17 protein-coding genes are annotated in these 16,319 nt (G+C 64.2%); 14 read left to right on the forward strand and 3 right to left on the reverse strand.

What is annotated here, in order from left to right; all coding sequences use genetic code 11:
- Nucleotides 1-9: 9 nt before the first annotated feature.
- From NKH01_RS27500 to NKH01_RS27510, 3 genes are read right to left on the reverse strand one after another with little or no spacing between them, the layout of a single operon-like run.
- Nucleotides 10-975, reverse strand: a complete 966-nt coding sequence (locus tag NKH01_RS27500; RefSeq protein WP_353023319.1) for a PDR/VanB family oxidoreductase — start codon at nucleotides 973-975, stop codon at nucleotides 10-12.
- On the reverse strand, nucleotides 972-1,568 hold the full coding sequence (locus NKH01_RS27505; RefSeq protein ID WP_353023321.1) for a dimethylamine monooxygenase subunit DmmA family protein: 597 nt from the start codon (nucleotides 1,566-1,568) through the stop codon (nucleotides 972-974). The genes NKH01_RS27500 and NKH01_RS27505 overlap by 4 nt, the downstream gene beginning before the upstream one ends.
- Nucleotides 1,569-1,582: 14 nt before the next feature.
- Nucleotides 1,583-2,716, reverse strand: a complete 1,134-nt coding sequence (locus NKH01_RS27510) for an aminomethyl transferase family protein (RefSeq protein WP_023716772.1) — start codon at nucleotides 2,714-2,716, stop codon at nucleotides 1,583-1,585.
- A 248-nt stretch (nucleotides 2,717-2,964) separates the two neighbouring features.
- Here NKH01_RS27510 and NKH01_RS27515 point away from each other — a divergent pair, with 248 nt between their 5' ends.
- The 14 genes from NKH01_RS27515 (at nucleotide 2,965) to NKH01_RS27580 (ending at nucleotide 16,084) form a co-directional block, all read left to right on the forward strand.
- Nucleotides 2,965-3,252, forward strand: coding sequence for a hypothetical protein (locus tag NKH01_RS27515; RefSeq protein ID WP_023716771.1), 288 nt, complete (start codon nucleotides 2,965-2,967; stop codon nucleotides 3,250-3,252).
- A gap of 11 nt (nucleotides 3,253-3,263) precedes the next feature.
- Nucleotides 3,264-3,641 carry a hypothetical protein gene (locus NKH01_RS27520; RefSeq protein ID WP_023716770.1) on the forward strand — a complete coding sequence of 126 codons (378 nt, stop codon included), beginning with the start codon at nucleotides 3,264-3,266 and terminating at the stop codon, nucleotides 3,639-3,641.
- Nucleotides 3,642-3,658: 17 nt separating this feature from the next.
- On the forward strand, nucleotides 3,659-3,820 hold the full coding sequence (locus NKH01_RS27525; RefSeq protein ID WP_023716769.1) for a hypothetical protein: 162 nt from the start codon (nucleotides 3,659-3,661) through the stop codon (nucleotides 3,818-3,820).
- Between the two features lie 14 nt (nucleotides 3,821-3,834).
- On the forward strand, nucleotides 3,835-5,235 hold the full coding sequence (locus NKH01_RS27530; protein ID WP_353023323.1) for an APC family permease: 1,401 nt from the start codon (nucleotides 3,835-3,837) through the stop codon (nucleotides 5,233-5,235).
- 309 nt (nucleotides 5,236-5,544) lie between these two features.
- Nucleotides 5,545-6,174, forward strand: coding sequence for a hypothetical protein (locus NKH01_RS27535; protein ID WP_502912684.1), 630 nt, complete (start codon nucleotides 5,545-5,547; stop codon nucleotides 6,172-6,174).
- Entirely contained in the window at nucleotides 6,171-6,491 is a 321-nt protein-coding gene (locus NKH01_RS27540) for a hypothetical protein (RefSeq protein WP_353023327.1), read from the forward strand. Before NKH01_RS27535 ends, NKH01_RS27540 begins: the two co-directional genes overlap by 4 nt.
- A 95-nt stretch (nucleotides 6,492-6,586) precedes the next feature.
- The gene (locus tag NKH01_RS27545; protein ID WP_353023329.1) at nucleotides 6,587-7,480 is read left to right on the forward strand and encodes a class II glutamine amidotransferase; all 894 of its coding nucleotides are present in this window, start codon (nucleotides 6,587-6,589) and stop codon (nucleotides 7,478-7,480) included.
- Between the two features lie 4 nt (nucleotides 7,481-7,484).
- Complete coding sequence (locus NKH01_RS27550) at nucleotides 7,485-8,219, forward strand: GltB/FmdC/FwdC-like GXGXG domain-containing protein (RefSeq protein WP_023716764.1); 735 nt, start codon at nucleotides 7,485-7,487, stop codon at nucleotides 8,217-8,219.
- Nucleotides 8,220-8,225: 6 nt separating this feature from the next.
- On the forward strand, nucleotides 8,226-9,554 hold the full coding sequence (locus NKH01_RS27555; protein WP_023716763.1) for an FMN-binding glutamate synthase family protein: 1,329 nt from the start codon (nucleotides 8,226-8,228) through the stop codon (nucleotides 9,552-9,554).
- A gap of 34 nt (nucleotides 9,555-9,588) precedes the next feature.
- Nucleotides 9,589-10,896: a type III glutamate--ammonia ligase gene (gene glnT, locus NKH01_RS27560; protein WP_352484123.1), complete on the forward strand. Its 1,308-nt coding sequence runs from the start codon at nucleotides 9,589-9,591 to the stop codon at nucleotides 10,894-10,896.
- A 36-nt stretch (nucleotides 10,897-10,932) separates the two neighbouring features.
- Complete coding sequence (locus NKH01_RS27565) at nucleotides 10,933-12,186, forward strand: sarcosine oxidase subunit beta family protein (protein ID WP_353023331.1); 1,254 nt, start codon at nucleotides 10,933-10,935, stop codon at nucleotides 12,184-12,186.
- 16 nt (nucleotides 12,187-12,202) lie between these two features.
- On the forward strand, nucleotides 12,203-12,478 hold the full coding sequence (locus NKH01_RS27570; RefSeq protein WP_023716760.1) for a sarcosine oxidase subunit delta: 276 nt from the start codon (nucleotides 12,203-12,205) through the stop codon (nucleotides 12,476-12,478).
- A complete protein-coding gene (locus tag NKH01_RS27575) occupies nucleotides 12,478-15,462 on the forward strand; it encodes a sarcosine oxidase subunit alpha (protein ID WP_353023334.1) in 2,985 nt (994 codons plus the stop codon). The genes NKH01_RS27570 and NKH01_RS27575 overlap by 1 nt, the downstream gene beginning before the upstream one ends.
- Complete coding sequence (locus NKH01_RS27580; RefSeq protein ID WP_352884676.1) at nucleotides 15,455-16,084, forward strand: sarcosine oxidase subunit gamma; 630 nt, start codon at nucleotides 15,455-15,457, stop codon at nucleotides 16,082-16,084. The genes NKH01_RS27575 and NKH01_RS27580 overlap by 8 nt, the downstream gene beginning before the upstream one ends.
- The last annotated feature ends 235 nt before the right edge of the window (nucleotides 16,085-16,319 follow it).

Below are 16,319 nucleotides of genomic sequence, written 5' to 3' on the forward strand. Positions count from 1 at the left end.
GCTCGCCTCCTATCTTTCCAGCACCAGCGACCGGCCCTCGAAGCGCGAGACGCAGGGCATGATCTTGCAGCCCGAACGGTGGTCTTGCTCGCTCAGCCAGTGGTCGTTGTGGATGAATTTGCCGTCATGCGAAATCACGCTGGTCTCGCACTGGCCGCAGACGCCGCCGCGGCAGAGATAGGGCGGATCGACGCCGGCCGCCTCGATCGCCTCGAGCAGGCTCTGCTGCTCGTCGACGCGGATGGTCTTGCCGCTGAGCGCCAGCGTCACGTCGAAGGGCGCGCCGGGTTGCGGTGCCGCGAAATGCTCGAAATGCACGGTCTCGGCAGGCCAGCCGAGGGCGGCGGCGCGGTCACGCACCCAGCCGATCATGCCAGAGGGGCCGCAGACATAGAGATGCGTGCCGAGCGGCTGCGACGACAGCAGCCGGTCGAGCTCGATGCGCTCGTCGCGATCGTCGTGATAGAGCCTGATCCGGCGGTCGTAGCGCTCTCTCAGCAGATCGGCATAGGTGCCGAGCGAAGCGGTGCGGCAGGTGTAGTGCAACTCGAACTTGCCGCCCTCCGCCGCCAGCTGCGCGGTCTGCGCCATGAACGGGGTGATGCCGATGCCACCGGCCAGCATCAGATGCTTCCTGGCGCGCAGATCGAGCGAGAACAGGTTGACGGGGTAGCTGACCACCATCTCCGTGCCCGGCCTGACCTGCCGGTGCATGAACAGCGAGCCGCCGCGGCCGGCGTCGTCGCGGCGCACCGAGATGGTGTATTCGCGGGTGTCGAGCGGCGAGCCCATCAACGAATAGGGATTGAGCCTGGTCCGCTCGCCATCGCGCATCTCGACGACGACATGGGCGCCGCCGGAAAAGGTCGGCAAGAGCTGGCCGTCGCGCCTGCGGAAATGAAAGCGCGTGACCAGCTCGTTGACCGGGACGACATCGCTGACGACGACGTCGAGCTTGGTGGTGCCGGTGCTCATCGAAAGACCTCCTCGATCGGACGAATTTCGCTGCGGTCCTCGGCGTTGATGCAGACGCCCTGAAAGGCGGCGAGCCGCCGCGAATAGTGATCGCGCACCAGAAGCAGCAGGCCGCAATGCGAACAGGTCGCCGGCTGCGTCGTCACGTTCTCGGTGATGCCCTTGCAGTGGACGCACTGCATGCGGCGCGCCAGCGAGCCGCGATGCTCGGTCTGGATCGAGATGTGGTCGATGCCGGCTTCGAGCGCCGCCTGCATGGCCTGGCCGATCAGCCCTTCGGTGCCGGCGAGATAGAGCCTGAGGCCCATATGCGCGTTGGCTAGCGTCTGCTTCAGCCGCGGCAGGGCGCTGGCGAAGGAATGACCGAGGTAGAACTGCGCCGGCTTCAGCGCTTCGAGCGTATCGACGTATTTGCCGTCGCGGCCGGGAATGAAGATGATGTGGGCGCCGCCGAAGAAGTCCGCCGGTGCCTTGGCGGCCAGATCGGCAATCGCCAGCGCTCCCTCTGCATCGGCTACGAAAAGATGATACTTGCCGGGCTGCGGAGACAGGGTTCCATAGACCGGCCGGCTGATGATGCTTTTCGCTGCCATACCCGCAGTATGCCTCAGCCTTTCGCCGTGCGCTTGGTCTTCTTCGGATCGTCGAACGGAAGCGGCTCGGCGGTTGCGCTGATGGCGCCGCTCTTGTTGCGGATCTCGAGCCTGGTGCCTTGTACCGCGCAGTCGACGTCGAGCCGGGCGATGCCCATCGATTTTTTGACCAGCGGCGAATACATGGCGCAGGTCACCACGCCGACCTTTTTGCCGTCGCGATAGACTGGCGCGCCCTCGTCGGCCGGCTCCTTGCCTTCGAGCAGCACGCCGAAGATCTTGAAGCGCTCCTTGCCCTTGAGGCGATAATGCTCCTCGGCGCCGCGAAAGCCTGTCTTGCCGGGGCTGACGGTGAAATCGAGGCCGAGCTCCCACAGCGTGTCGCCGGGGCCTTCGTTCTCGAACGGGTATTTCTGCGAATTGTCGTAGGGGTAAAACAGCAGGTAGCTCTCGACGCGCAGCATGTCGAGCGTGGTGAAGCGGCACGGGATGATGCCGGCGCTCTTGCCCTCGTCGAGGATCCTGTCCCAGATCGTGCCGGCGTCCTGGCCACGGCAGAAGATCTCGTAGCCGCGCTCGCCGGTGTAGCCAGTGCGCGAGATCATCACCGGCAAGCCGAACAGCTGCGTCTGCATGTGATGGAAATAGTTGAGGTCGCGAATGCCCGGCACATGCTTTGCCAGATAGTCGACGGCGGTCGGGCCTTGCAGCGAAAGGTCGTGCAGATTGTCATCGAAGCGCAGCGACACGTCACGACCGACCGAAGCGCGCTGCAGCTCTTCATGGCCGGTGCCCGAGCCATGCACCACCATCCAGGAATTCGGGCCGGTGCGGTAGAGGATGCAGTCGTCGGTGAACTTGCCGGCCTCGTTCAGCATGCAGGCATAGGCCGACTTGCCGGGATAGATCTTTTCGACGTCGCGCGTCGTCGCCAGGTCGATCAGGTGCGAGGCGTGCGGCCCGGTGATGTGGACCTTCTTCAAGCCGGACACGTCCATCAGGCCGGCCTTGGTGCGGATGGCGATATACTCTTCGTCGGCGTCCTTGTCGTAGGTCCACGCGGTGCCCATGCCGCTCCAGTCTTCGAGCTTCGAGCCGAGCGCGCGATGGCGGTCCGCAAGGGCCGAAAATCTCCAGGATGCCGTCATCCGCTGGTCCTCCGTTCGAAAAAACTTCTTGCTTTCCCCTGCTCCCTGGCGGGAGCGTTGCCCGAATATTGATCGCAAACGCCGAGAGCCTGCAATACCCGCAAGCAAATAATTTCATTGTCAGGCAAAATCCGGCTGGTCAAACAAACAGTTAACGTTGCGTAAAATCGTCTTGACAATTGCGGAGTTCGGCTTGAAGTTATGAAAAAAATTTCACTCTCTTGAAAGAGAGCGATGGAGGGGAACCGATGTCCGACATGCAGCAGCGCATTGAAGCCCTGTACCGTTCCGACCTTCGTGGATCGGTGCTCCTGATCGTCTGTCTGTGGGCGACGATCCTCTTCGTCCTCTTCATGACATGGCCGTACATCCCCGACGCAGGCATCAAGCTCGTCGTCGCGGTCGCTGCCGCCGCGGTGCTGATCTTCAACACGGCCGCCATCCTGGCGATGGTCAACCACTACAAGGAAGACAAGGACTTCATCTACGGCCTCGACATCAAGAATGCCGACGCTTACCGCAACCGCAAGTCCTGAGGGGGAGACGCATGGCCCGCTACACACCGCCCGAACAGAGCAAGGCCGGACAGGTTTTCGATATCGCCGTCGTCGTGGTCGCGATTTTCGTCGCGCTGTGGCTGCCACTGAAACTGGGGCTGGCAGGGGCGGCAAAATCCATCGACGCGCTCGACGCCAAGACGTGGGAAGCGCTCGGCCAGAACCCGACCATGGCCTCGATCTGGGAAAAGCTCGGCTACACGCCGGAAACCGCGCACGACATCATCCAGAACCGGTTCCACTACATCATCGACTGGCCGACGCTGATCATCATGGCCGCGGTGCTGATCGGCTATTTCATCTTTCTGTTCCGCGCATCGGACCGCGAATACCGCGACGTCATCAACGAAAAATTCGACGACAAATAAACCGGGGAAGCATCGTCATGTGGGTGGCACTCTCTTACGCATGCTGGGGCATCTCGATCGTGCTCGCGCTGTGGATGCTCTACGACTGGTTCAAGATCGACACGACCTTTTCCGAAGACGTGCTGACCTCGTCCAGGGAAGGCGAACTTGAAGCCGTGTCCGAAAAACACCGGATCTGAGTGGGGATTGAACGATGACGGTCACGCTTGAACCGGTAGTGCAAGTGCAAGGCGACAGGGTTTCACTGCTCAGGGTGCTCGGCCCGGCCCATGTCTGGGCACTCGGCGTCGGCATTGTTCTGGTCGGCGAATTCACCGGCTGGAATTTCGCGGCGGACAAGGGCGGCGCGCTGGCGGCGCTGATCGTCTGCTGGATCGTTGGCCTGCTCTACACCTCGGTCGCCATGATCGATTCCGAAGTCACCTCGACGGTCGCTGCCGCCGGCGGCCAATATGCGCAGGCAAAGCACATCGTCGGGCCGCTGATGGCGTTCAACGTCGCGCTGTTCCTAGTCTTTGCCTATACCATGCTCGAAGTGTCGGACGCTATCCTGCTCGGCGACACGATCGTCGCCAAGGCCGGCGTCGAAGGCCTCAACCACAATTCCTTCATCGCCGCGACCATCGTCGTGCTGGCATGGCTGAACTATCGCGGCGTGCTGATGACGCTCAACGTCAACTTCGTCATCACCGCCATCGCCTATGTCTCGATCGTCATCCTGTTCTTCTCGGTCAGCCCGTGGACGCAAGGCGCCGTGCTCAAGCTGAACGAGCTGGTCACCCCCGGCAACGCCCTGCCCTATGGCTGGATCGGCGTCATCGCCGCCTTCCAGTTCGGCATCTGGTACTATCTCGGTATCGAAGGCACCACGCAGGCGGCCGAGGAAGTGCGTTCCCCGGCGCGCTCGCTGCCTTACGGCACGATGGCCGGCATGATTACGCTTTTGATCGCCGCCGCCATGACCTGGTATGTCTGCGCCTCGCTGATGCCCTGGGAATATCTCGGCATCACCTATTATCCGCTTTGGGACGCGGGCAAGCTGACCGGCAGCCCACTGCTGGAAAACCTGCTGTTCGTCGCCACGCTGCTTGCGGCACTTGCTTCGGCCAATGGCTGCATCAACGACGCCGCGCGCGCCTGGTTCTCGCTCGGCCGCGACCGCTATCTGCCGACCTGGTTCTCGGCCGTGCATCCGAAATACCGCACCCCCTACCGCTCGATCCTGTTCCTGCTGCCGATCGCGCTCGCCTTTGCCTTCATCGCCGACCTCAACCAGGCGATCACCTTCTCGATCCTGTCGGGCGTGCTGCAATACACCTTCATGAGCATCAACATCATCATGTTCAGGAAGAAGTGGCCGCTCGGCTCGATCCGCCGCGGCTACACCCATCCGTTCCATCCGCTGCCGGCGATCGTGCTGTTCTGCCTTTGCGTGGTCACCTTCTTTGCGATCTTCCTCGGCTTCGGCTCGCAGCTGATCGCCATGGTCGCCTTCTACTTCCTGATCTCGCTGTGGTTCCATTTCTACCGCTACAGATTCGTGCGCCGCGGTGCCCAGTTCACCATGCCGTGGCCGAAACCGCAGGGGTACTGACAGGAGTAAGGAGGCTCACCCCAAAACGCAATCGCATATGGGAAAGTGCCCCCTCACCCGGATTGCCAACCGAATTGCGAAGGGCAGTTCGGGGCAATCCGACCTCTCCCCAAGGGGAGAGGAGGTCGCCAGCGTTGATGCCAGCCTCTTCTCCCCAGCGGGGAGAAGGTGGCCGCGAAGCGGCCGGATGAGGGGGACTCCATACGCAATAGCCCTGCTCCAAAACGGGGCGGGCATTTGCGTGACGAGGTGCGTTAGGTGATCTCAGCATTGCTCGCCGGGGCGGTTGCCCTGGCTCTCGTCCTCCACATGACCTGGCTTGCGCGCGCCAATCGCAACAAGGCTTCGACCGCGCTTGCCGCCGACGAAGCGGGACTTCGCGAAATCATTCCCGACGTGGCCAATGTCTCGGACGGCACCGCCGGCGTCGTCACCTTCGCCGGCTCGTGGAACGGCCGGCGGGTGCAGGTACGGACCATCGTCGACACGCTGGCGATCAGGAAGCTGCCGGCGCGCTGGCTGAGCGTTTCGATCAACGAAAAAGTCGCGGTGCCAGGCACTTTCGACATGATGATGCGGCCAGGATCGCCGACGACTTTTTCCAATTTCGATCATCTCGACCATACACTGCCGAAGGCGGCGGGATTTCCAGCCGAGGCGGTGCTGCGGAGCGACCGCAAGGGCGTGCGCTTCCCTGACGCCATTATCGCCGACCACCTCGATGTCTTTGTCGAGGGGCGCGCCAAGGAATTGCTGATCACGCCGAACGGCGTGCGCATCGTCTGGCTGCTGGCCGAGGCCGAGCGGGCGCGCTACGGCGTATTCCGGCAAGCCGAATTCGGCACAGTCAGGCTCGATCCGGGGCTGATCGAGAGGCTGCTGTCGTCGGCTTCGGCGCTGCGCGATGCCATCAATCAAAGCGAACGGCAAGCGGCATGACCAGCCAGATTACCACCTCCCCCGCACCACCGAGCCCCTATCTGGTTCTGGGCGCCGCGATCGTCTTGCCGGCAAGCGGGCATGTCGTGCTCGGCGTGCCGGTGCGCGCCCTGCAGTTCCTGTTCTTCATGGTGATACTGGCCTGGGTCACCGCCAAGATCGCGCCGCCGGATGCCAGCTTCATCGGCCGGCATCCCGGCGGCTTCCTGATCTATGCCCTGTCGATCCTGGATGCCTACAAGATCGCCCGCGTCCGCCATGCCAAATGGGTTCACAATGGCGGCAAGCGCAGCGATAGTGCGGCCGGCAGCGCCTGAGCCGATATGTAACGACAGGAAAATTTTTTTCATACTAATTGAATTCCCGGGACTCATTCGATACATCTCCAAGGGAACAAATCTCGGAGCCTGACATGTGCGGAATCGTTGGACTGTTTTTGAAGGACAAGTCGCTTGAGCCCCAGCTTGGCGCGATGCTGTCGGAGATGCTGATCTCGCTCAGCGATCGCGGTCCCGACAGCGCCGGCATCGCCATCTATGGCGCGTCTTCCAATGAAGCCAAGATCACCATCCAGTCGGCCAAGCCGGAGCGCGATTTCCGCGGCCTCGACACCGACCTCGCCAAGGCGATCGGCGCGCCGGTGAGCTTGGCTGCGAAGTCGACGCATGCGGTGGTCAGGACGACGCCTGCCAAGATCGACGAAGCGCGCGAGGCGATCCAGGCGCTGCGCCCCGACATCCGCATCATGGGCGCCGGCGACGTCGTCGAGATCTACAAGGAAGTCGGCTTGCCGGAAGCGGTCGTCGATCGGTTCGGCGTCCGCGAGATGACCGGCACGCACGGCATCGGCCATACCCGCATGGCGACCGAATCGGCGGTGACGACGATGGGCGCGCATCCGTTCTCGACCGGCGCCGACCAGTGCCTGGTGCATAATGGCTCGCTGTCCAACCACAACAATGTCCGCCGCGAGCTGATCCGCGAAGGCATGACATTCGAGACCGAGAACGACACCGAAGTCGCGGCCGCCTATCTCTCCTCGCAGATGGCGCATGGCAAGAACCTCGGCGAGGCGCTGGAAGGCACGCTGAGCGACCTCGACGGCTTCTTCACCTTCGTCGTCGGCACCAAGAACGGCTTCGGCGTGGTGCGCGATCCGATCGCCTGCAAGCCCGCCGTGATGGCCGAAACCGACCAGTATGTCGCCTTCGGCTCGGAATATCGTGCGCTGACCAAACTGCCCGGCATAGACAATGCGAAGGTCTGGGAACCCGAGCCCGCAACCGTCTATTTCTGGGAGCATTGATCTTATGCCGGCAATTAACCTCTCCAAGGCCGCGCGCGAGCCGGGCCAGGCATCGAGGGTCTTCGACCTGGCCGAAATGTCGCTGCGGGAGCTCAACCAGGCGCTGCACGATCTGGCTCCCGGTTCGAACGAGACCGCCTGGGAGGTACTGCATCCGCGCGGCAGCCATTCGGTCGCCGTCGGCGTCGACCAGCCGGTCGCCATCGATGTCCGCGGCAGCGTCGGCTATTATTGCGGCGGCATGAACGACGGCGGCACCATCACCGTGCATGGTTCGGCCGGGCCCGGCGTTGGCGAAAACATGATGTCCGGCCAGATCGTCGTCAAAGGCGATGCCAGCCAGTATGCCGGCGCCACCGGCCGGGGCGGGCTGCTGGTCATCGAAGGCAATGCGTCGTCGCGCTGCGGAATTTCGATGAAAGGCATCGACATCGTCGTCCACGGCAATATCGGCCACATGTCGGCCTTCATGGCGCAATCCGGCAACCTCGTGGTGCTGGGCGATGCCGGCGATGCGCTCGGCGATTCCATCTACGAGGCGCGGCTCTTCGTGCGCGGCAAGGTCGAAAGCCTCGGCGCCGACTGCATCGCCAAGGAGATGCGGCCCGAACACCTGGAATTGCTGCAAAACCTGCTCGACCGTGCCGGCGTGACCGGCGTCAAGGCGGCGGAGTTCAAGCGCTACGGTTCGGCGCGCACGCTTTACAATTTCAATATCGACAACGCCGATGCGTATTGAGGCAGCATGACCTATCGCAACCCGCCGACGACGCCGCGCAAATCCGCGACCTTCGACGACTATACGCTTTCCGAGATCCGCCGCGCCGCGGCGACCGGCATCTATGATATCAGGGGCGCCGGCGCCAAGCGCAAGCTTCCGCATTTCGACGACCTTCTGTTCCTCGGCGCTTCGATCTCGCGCTATCCGCTCGAAGGCTATCGCGAGCGCTGCGACACCAGCGTCGTGCTCGGTTCGCGCTATGCGAAGAAACCGATCGAGCTGAAGATCCCGATCACCATTGCTGGCATGAGCTTCGGCTCGCTGTCCGGTCCGGCCAAGGAAGCGCTCGGCCGCGGCGCGACGCTGTCCGGCACCTCGACCACCACCGGCGACGGCGGCATGACCGAGGAAGAGCGCGGCCATTCGAAGACGCTGGTTTACCAGTACCTGCCGTCGCGCTACGGCATGAACCCGCGCGATCTGCGCCGCGCCGATGCGATCGAGGTGGTCGTCGGCCAGGGCGCCAAGCCCGGCGGCGGCGGCATGCTGCTCGGCCAGAAGATTTCCGACCGCGTTGCCGAAATGCGCACGCTGCCGAAAGGCATCGACCAGCGCTCGGCCTCGCGCCACCCCGACTGGACCGGGCCGGACGACCTCGAGATCAAGATCCTCGAACTGCGCGAAATCACCGATTGGGAAAAGCCGATCTACGTCAAGGTCGGCGGCGCGCGGCCCTATTATGATACCGCGCTTGCCGTGAAATCGGGCGCCGATGTCGTCGTCGTCGACGGCATGCAGGGCGGCACGGCGGCAACCCAGGAAGTGTTCATCGAAAATGTCGGCCAGCCGACGCTTGCCTGCATCAGGCCGGCTGTGCAGGCGCTGCAGGATCTCGGCATGCACCGCAAGGTGCAGCTGATCGTCTCCGGCGGCATACGCAACGGCGCCGACGTCGCCAAGGCGCTGGCGCTCGGCGTCGACGCGGTGTCGATCGGCACGGCAGCGCTTGTCGCGCTCGGCGACAATGACCCGCGCTGGGAAGCGGAATACAACGAGCTCGGCACCACCGCCGGCGCCTATGACGACTGGCATGAGGGACGCGACCCGGCCGGCATCACCACGCAGGATCCCGAGCTAATGAAACGGGTCGATCCGATTGCGGCCGGACGACGGCTGGCGAACTATCTTAAGGTAATGACACTTGAGGCTCAGACAATCGCCCGCGCCTGCGGCAAGAACAGCCTGCACAATCTCGAGCCCGAGGATCTTGTCGCCTTGACGATCGAAGCCGCCGCCATGGCCGGCGTGCCGCTGACCGGCACCAACTGGATACCGGGCAAGAACGGCTTCTAAGACAAACCAAAATGCCAGTAAGCGAGGAATTATAATGGGGAACGATCTCGCCGCCTTCGCCAAGGAGAAGGGCGTCAAATATTTCATGATATCCTACACCGACCTGTTCGGCGGGCAGCGTGCCAAGCTGGTGCCGGCGCAGGCGATCGCCGACATGCAGCGGGACGGCGCCGGCTTTGCCGGCTTTGCTACCTGGCTCGACCTGACGCCGGCGCATCCCGACATGCTGGCCGTGCCGGATCCGGATTCGGTGATCCAGTTGCCGTGGAAGCCCGAAGTCGCCTGGGTCGCCGCCAACTGCATGATGGACGACAAATCGGTCGAGCAGGCGCCACGCAACACGCTGAAGCGGCTGATCGCCGAGGCCGCCGGCGACGGCATGCACATCAAGACCGGCGTCGAGGCCGAGTTCTTCCTGATCTCGCCGGACGGCAAGACGATTTCCGACGAATACGACACGGCGTCGAAGCCCTGCTACGACCAGCAGGCGGTGATGCGCCGCTACGACGTCATCGCCGAGATCTGCGACCATATGCTGGCGCTCGGCTGGGGCGCCTACCAGAACGACCATGAGGACGCCAACGGCCAGTTCGAGATGAACTGGGCCTTCGACGATGCTCTGGCGACCGCCGACAAGCATTCCTTCTTCAAATTCATGGTGAAATCCGTTGCGGAAAAGCACGGCCTGCGCGCGACCTTCATGCCGAAGCCGTTCCAGGGCCTGACCGGCAATGGCTGCCATGCCCACATCTCGGTTTGGGACAGGGACGGCAAGACCAATGTCTTTGCCGATAATGCGATGGAACTCGGCCTGTCGGCCAAGGGCAGGAATTTCCTCGGCGGCATCATGAAACATGCTTCCGCGCTTGCCGCCATCACCAACCCGACGGTCAATTCCTACAAGCGCATCAACGCACCGCGCACCATCTCCGGCGCCACCTGGGCGCCGAACACCGTGACCTGGACCGGCAATAACCGCACCCACATGGTGCGCGTGCCCGGCCCCGGCCGCTTCGAGCTGCGCCTGCCCGACGGCGCGGCAAACCCCTATCTGCTGCAGGCCGTGATCATCGCCGCCGGGCTCGACGGTGTCCGCTCGAAGGCCGATCCCGGCCGGCGCTACGACATCGACATGTACCAGTTCGGCCATACGGTCGAAGGGGCGCCGAAGCTGCCGCTCAACCTGCTCGACGCATTGCGCGAGTTCGACAACGACAAATCGCTCAAGGCGGCGCTGGGTGAGGAATTCTCGTCGGCCTATCTAAAGCTCAAGCAACAGGAATGGAATTCCTATGCTTCCCACTTCACCCAGTGGGAGCGCGACCACACGCTCGACATCTGATCCGGAATTGTTGCACGCCCGGCGCGAAACAGGTTCATGAAATACTCGATCTTCTCCCTCGCCCGGGCGGCATTTTCCGGCCACAAGAACTGGCAGCGCACCTGGCGCGACGCCAGCCCGAAGAGCCACTACGACGTGCTGGTCATCGGCGGCGGCAGCCATGGACTGGCGACGGCATGGTTCCTCGCCAGCGAGTACGGCATCAGGAATGTCGCGGTGCTGGAAAAAGGCTGGATCGGCTCCGGCAATGCCGGCCGCAACACCACCATCATCCGCTCCAATTACGGGCTGCCCGGCAATACCAGCTTCTACGAGCTTTCGATGAAGCTGTGGGAACGGATGGAGCAGGACCTCAACTACAACACCATGGTCAGCCAGCGCGGCGTCATCAATCTCTACCATTCCGACGCGCAGCGCGACGCCTACGCACGGCGCGGCAACACCATGCGCATCAACGGCATCGATGCCGAACTGCTCGATCTGGCGGCGGTCAGGAAGATGATGCCGTTCCTGAACTTCGACAATGCGCGCTTTCCGGTGCAGGGCGGGCTTTTGCAGCGACGCGGCGGCACGGCACGCCACGACGCCGTGGTCTGGGGCTATGCGCATGCGGCGAGCGCGCTCGGCGTCGACATCATCCAGAATTGCGAGGTGACCGGCTTTGTCCGCGACGGCAACGGCAAGGTGACCGGCGTCGAGACGAGCCGCGGCAAGATCGGTGCGGCCAAGGTCGGCATGGCGGTCGCCGGCTCCTCGTCGCGCGTCGCGGCGATGGCCGGCATGCGGCTGCCGATCGAAAGCCATGTGCTGCAGGCCTTCGTCTCGGAGGCGATCAAGCCGCTGATCCCCAATGTCATGACCTTCGGCGCCGGCCATTTCTACGTCAGCCAATCCGACAAGGGCGGCCTGGTCTTCGGCGGCGACATCGACGGCTACAATTCCTACGCCCAGCGCGGCAATCTGCCTGTCATGGAGGACGTCTGCGAGGGCGGCATGGCGCTGATGCCGATGATCGGCCGCGTGCGGCTGCTGCGCCAGTGGGGCGGCATCATGGACATGTCGATGGACGGCTCGCCGATCATCGACAAGACGCCGGTCGACGGGCTCTATCTCAATGCCGGCTGGTGCTATGGCGGCTTCAAGGCGACGCCCGGCTCCGGCTTGGTCTTTGCCCATCTTCTGGCGCGCGACGAGCCGCACAAGGAGGCGGCGCGCTTCCGCCTCGACCGCTTCCGGCGAGGTGCGATGATCGACGAAAAGGGCCAGGGCGCCCAACCGAACCTGCATTGAAGGCTGGCTGAAGAGCATGCGCATTGTCTGTCCCTTCTGCGGCGAACGCGAACTCGGCGAGTTCACCTATCTGGGCGACGCCAGGCCGGTGCGTCCGGCGGCCGGCTCCTCCGAAGACGAGGTCTTCGACTATGTCTATCTGCGCGACAATGTCGCCGGGCCGATGAGCGAATACTGGTATCATGGCGGCGGCTGCCGGGCCTGGCTGAAGGTCGCCCGCAACACGCTGACGCACGAGATTTCGTCGGTCGAGCCGGCTGCGGGCGTTGGCGCCGCCAAGGTGGGCGCCTGATGGTTGGCCCTGCGCAGACACACCGGCTGGAGAGCGGCGGTCTCATCGATCGCGCCGCGCCGCTGAGCTTCCGCTTCGACGGCAAGAGCTTTGCCGGCTTCCAAGGCGACACGCTGGCCTCGGCGCTGATTGCCAATGGCGTCAAGTTGATCGGCCGATCGTTCAAATACCATCGCCCGCGCGGCATCCTGACCGCCGGGTCGGAGGAGCCCAACGCGCTGGTCGAACTGCGCAGCGGAGCGCGGCGCGAGCCGAACACCAAGGCGACCACGGCCGAACTTTACGACGGGCTCGAGGCCGCCAGCCAGAACCGCTGGCCGTCGCTGCGCCACGATCTGATGGCGGTCAACCAGCTGTTTGCGCCGATCTTCGTCGCCGGCTTCTACTACAAGACCTTCATGTGGCCGGCGAAATTCTGGGAAGCGGTCTACGAACCGGCGATCCGCCGAGCCGCCGGTCTCGGCCGCGCCGCCGGCGTCGCCGATCCCGACCATTACGACAAGGCGTGGGCGCATTGCGACGTGCTGATCGCCGGCTCTGGCCCGGCCGGGCTCGCGGCGGCATTGGCGGCCGGGCGCAGCGGCGCCCGTGTCATCCTGTGCGAGGAAGATTTTGCGTTCGGCGGCCGTCTGCTTGCCGACGGCGGCACCATCGACAGCCTGCCGGCGGCCGAATGGATTTCGCGCACGCTGGCCGAACTCGCAGCACTCCCCGATGTCCGCATCATGAACCGCACGACATTGTTCGGCGTCTATGATGGCGGCACCTATGGCGCGATCGAGCGGGTCAATGACCACCTGCCCTCCCCGCCAGAGCACCAGGTGCGCCAAAGGCTATGGCGGATCGTGGCTAGGCGCTGCGTCGTTGCCGCCGGCGCCATCGAGCGGCCGATCGTGTTTGCCGGCAACGACACGCCCGGCGTGATGGTGGCTTCGGCGATGCGGACCTATGTCGCGCGCTACGCGGCGGCGCCGGCAAAGAGGATCGCGCTGTTCACCAACAATGCGGATGGCTGGCGCACGGTCGAGACCGCGCTCGCCGCCGGATTGCAGATCGCGGCGGTCGTCGATGCGCGCCCGGACGTCTCCGCCGCGCATCGCGCGCTCGCCGCCAAGGCCGGCTTTCCGGTGCTCAGCGGCTCGGTCAACGGGGTCGAAGGCGGCAAGGACGGCGTCCGGAAAATCGCGATCTCGCTGACCGGCGGCGCACGGGCGGAAGTCGAAGCCGACGGGCTTGCCGTCTCCGGCGGCTGGAATCCGGCGATCGGGCTGACCTCCTACCATCGCGGCCGGCCGAAATGGCAGGACGACATCGCAGCCTTCGTCCCGGACGGTGCGCCTCCGGGCATGATGGCCGCAGGCGCCGCCAACGGCGCCTTCGGGCTGGGCGACTGCCTGCGCCAGGGCTTTGCCGCAGGAGCGGCGGCAGCACAGAGTGCCGGGCGCAGCGGCAATGCCGGCACGCCGCCGGTCGCCGACGATGAGGCGTTTTCGCTGACGTCGCTCTGGCATGTCGCCGGCAAGGGCAAAGCCTTTGTCGACTACCAGCACGATGTCACGGCGTCCGACATCGAACTGGCGCAGCGCGAGGGTTTCGAATCGGTCGAGCATCTGAAGCGCTATACGACGCTCGGCATGGCCACCGACCAGGGCAAGACCTCGAACGTCGCCGGCCTCGCCATCATGGCTACGTTGTCAGGCAAATCCATTCCCGAGACCGGCACGACGATCTACCGCCCGCCCTATGTGCCGGTCGCTATCGGCGCCTTCGCCGGCCATCATCGCGACGAGAACTTCCATGCGACGAGGCTGACGCCGTCGCATCACTGGGCAGCCGAACAGGGCGCGGTGTTCGTCGACACCGGCCTGTGGAAGCGCGCGCAATGGTATCCGCGCGCCGGCGAAAAGGACTGGCTGGAATCGGTGACGCGCGAGGTCAAGGCGGTGCGCTCCGGCGTCGGCTTCTGCGACGTCTCGACGCTCGGCAAGATCGACGTGCACGGCCCGGACGCCGGCGCTTTCCTCGACCGCGTCTACATCAACACCTTCTCCAGTCTTGCCGTGGGAAAAGCCCGCTACGGGCTGATGCTGCGCGAGGACGGCATCGTCTATGACGACGGCACCACCTCGCGGCTGGCCGAGGACCATTATTTCCTGACCACCACCACCGCCAAGGCCGGGCTGGTGATGCAGCATCTCGAATTCTGCCGGCAGGTGCTATTTCCTGAGCTCGACGTCCAGCTCACCTCCGTCTCTGACCAGTGGGCGCAATTCTCGATCGCTGGACCTAGGACCCGGGACCTGCTCCGGGAAATCGTCGATCCGGCCGAGGATCTGTCGAATGAAGGTTTTCCGTTCATGGGGGCGCGCGAGGTATCGCTTCGCGGCGGCACCAGGGCACGGCTGTTCCGCATCTCGTTCTCCGGTGAGATGGCGTTCGAGATTTCGGTTCCCGCCCGTTACGGCGACGCGCTGGTGCGCAATTTGATGCTGGCCGGGAAGCCATTCGGCGTTACGCCCTACGGCACCGAGGCGCTCGGCGTCATGCGCATCGAAAAGGGCCATGTCGCCGGGCCGGAGCTGAACGGCACGACGACGGCCGCCGACCTCGGCCTCGGCAAGATGATGTCGACCAAGAAGGATTTCATTGGCCGCGTCATGGCCGGGCGCGAGGCGCTGGTCGCGCCGGACCGGCAGGTCGTCGTCGGGATCAAGCCGGTCGACAAGACGCGCCGCCTGCGTTCCGGCGCGCATATTATCCCGAAGGGCGAGACGCCCGGTCCCGCCAACGACCAGGGCTACGTCACCTCGGTCTGCTTCTCGCCGGTGCTCGACCAGTGGATCGGGCTTGGCCTGGTCGAGCGCGGCCGCGAGCGCATCGGCGAGATCGTCCATGCGCATGACCCGCTGCGCGGCGAGGACTACGATGTCGAGCTGTGCAGCCCCGTCTTCTACGATCCGGATGGAGGGCGCCAGCGTGGTTGAGTTGTCCTGGATTGCCCGCAGTCCGCTGGAGAAAGCGCTCGTCGTCGGCGCCCATGGCGCGCGCGGCACCGAGGCCGGCGTTTGGCTGACGGAAATCCGCAATTTCGACCTGATCCAGGTGATGGCGCGGCGCGGCAAAACGGCGGAGCTGGCAAAAGCTGCCCAGGCCCGTTTCGACGTTGCCGCACCGGAAACGCCCAAGGCGGTCCAAGTTCCCGACGCTACGCTGATCTGGTCGGGACCGGATCAGTTCCTCGTCCTGTCGAAAGGCGCCAAGCACGCGATCGAACCGCTGAGCCAGGCGTTCTCGCAATCCGCCTCGCTGTCGGACCAGTCGCATGCCCGCGTCCTGATCAGCGTTTCGGGAGAAAAGGCGCGCGCGATGTTGGCCAAACTGTCGTCGTTAGACCTGCACCCGGCGGCGTTCCCGGCCGGCACCGCTGCCGCGACATCGATCGACCATACCAGCGTCAATCTGTGGCGCGGCCATGACCGGCCGGATAGGCAGGCGGTGTTCAATCTCCTGGTGTTCGCGACGTTTGCCGAAAGCCTGTGGCACACGATGCTCGATGCCGCCGCGGAGTATGGCGTCGACATCGGGCATTCCGAGGAATTGGCATAGCCTTGGCGCGTCTTCCCTTCTCCCCTTGAGGGAGAAGGTGGATCGGCGCGCAGCGCCGAGACGGATGAGGGGTGTTCCAGCGGAGTGAGAGGCTGGCGTTCCCTGGAACACCCCTCATCCGTCGCCTTCGGCGACACCTTCTCCCCCAAGGAGGCCTTTGCACAGAATCGGATTGGTGATTCTGTGGCGTGGTCGCTACGGGAGATTCGCGGATGGTTGATCGTGTGCTTGGTCA

The organism is Mesorhizobium sp. M1403 (genome assembly GCF_040317695.1).
Taxonomy (GTDB): Bacteria; Pseudomonadota; Alphaproteobacteria; order Rhizobiales; family Rhizobiaceae; genus Mesorhizobium.

Excerpts from the sequence above, each read along its gene's own strand:
- NKH01_RS27510 (WP_023716772.1), bottom strand. The coding sequence starts at position 2,716 with ATGACGGCATCCTGGAGATTTTCGGCCCTTGCGGACCGCCATCGCGCG.
- NKH01_RS27545 (WP_353023329.1), top strand. The coding sequence starts at position 6,587 with ATGTGCGGAATCGTTGGACTGTTTTTGAAGGACAAGTCGCTTGAGCCC.
- NKH01_RS27570 (WP_023716760.1), top strand. The coding sequence starts at position 12,203 with ATGCGCATTGTCTGTCCCTTCTGCGGCGAACGCGAACTCGGCGAGTTC.
- NKH01_RS27535 (WP_502912684.1), top strand. The coding sequence starts at position 5,545 with ATGACCTGGCTTGCGCGCGCCAATCGCAACAAGGCTTCGACCGCGCTT.
- NKH01_RS27500 (WP_353023319.1), bottom strand. The coding sequence starts at position 975 with ATGAGCACCGGCACCACCAAGCTCGACGTCGTCGTCAGCGATGTCGTC.
- NKH01_RS27575 (WP_353023334.1), top strand. The coding sequence starts at position 12,478 with ATGGTTGGCCCTGCGCAGACACACCGGCTGGAGAGCGGCGGTCTCATC.
- NKH01_RS27550 (WP_023716764.1), top strand. The coding sequence starts at position 7,485 with ATGCCGGCAATTAACCTCTCCAAGGCCGCGCGCGAGCCGGGCCAGGCA.
- NKH01_RS27555 (WP_023716763.1), top strand. The coding sequence starts at position 8,226 with ATGACCTATCGCAACCCGCCGACGACGCCGCGCAAATCCGCGACCTTC.
- NKH01_RS27520 (WP_023716770.1), top strand. The coding sequence starts at position 3,264 with ATGGCCCGCTACACACCGCCCGAACAGAGCAAGGCCGGACAGGTTTTC.
- glnT (WP_352484123.1), top strand. The coding sequence starts at position 9,589 with ATGGGGAACGATCTCGCCGCCTTCGCCAAGGAGAAGGGCGTCAAATAT.
- NKH01_RS27540 (WP_353023327.1), top strand. The coding sequence starts at position 6,171 with ATGACCAGCCAGATTACCACCTCCCCCGCACCACCGAGCCCCTATCTG.
- NKH01_RS27505 (WP_353023321.1), bottom strand. The coding sequence starts at position 1,568 with ATGGCAGCGAAAAGCATCATCAGCCGGCCGGTCTATGGAACCCTGTCT.
- NKH01_RS27525 (WP_023716769.1), top strand. The coding sequence starts at position 3,659 with ATGTGGGTGGCACTCTCTTACGCATGCTGGGGCATCTCGATCGTGCTC.
- NKH01_RS27515 (WP_023716771.1), top strand. The coding sequence starts at position 2,965 with ATGTCCGACATGCAGCAGCGCATTGAAGCCCTGTACCGTTCCGACCTT.
- NKH01_RS27530 (WP_353023323.1), top strand. The coding sequence starts at position 3,835 with ATGACGGTCACGCTTGAACCGGTAGTGCAAGTGCAAGGCGACAGGGTT.
- NKH01_RS27565 (WP_353023331.1), top strand. The coding sequence starts at position 10,933 with ATGAAATACTCGATCTTCTCCCTCGCCCGGGCGGCATTTTCCGGCCAC.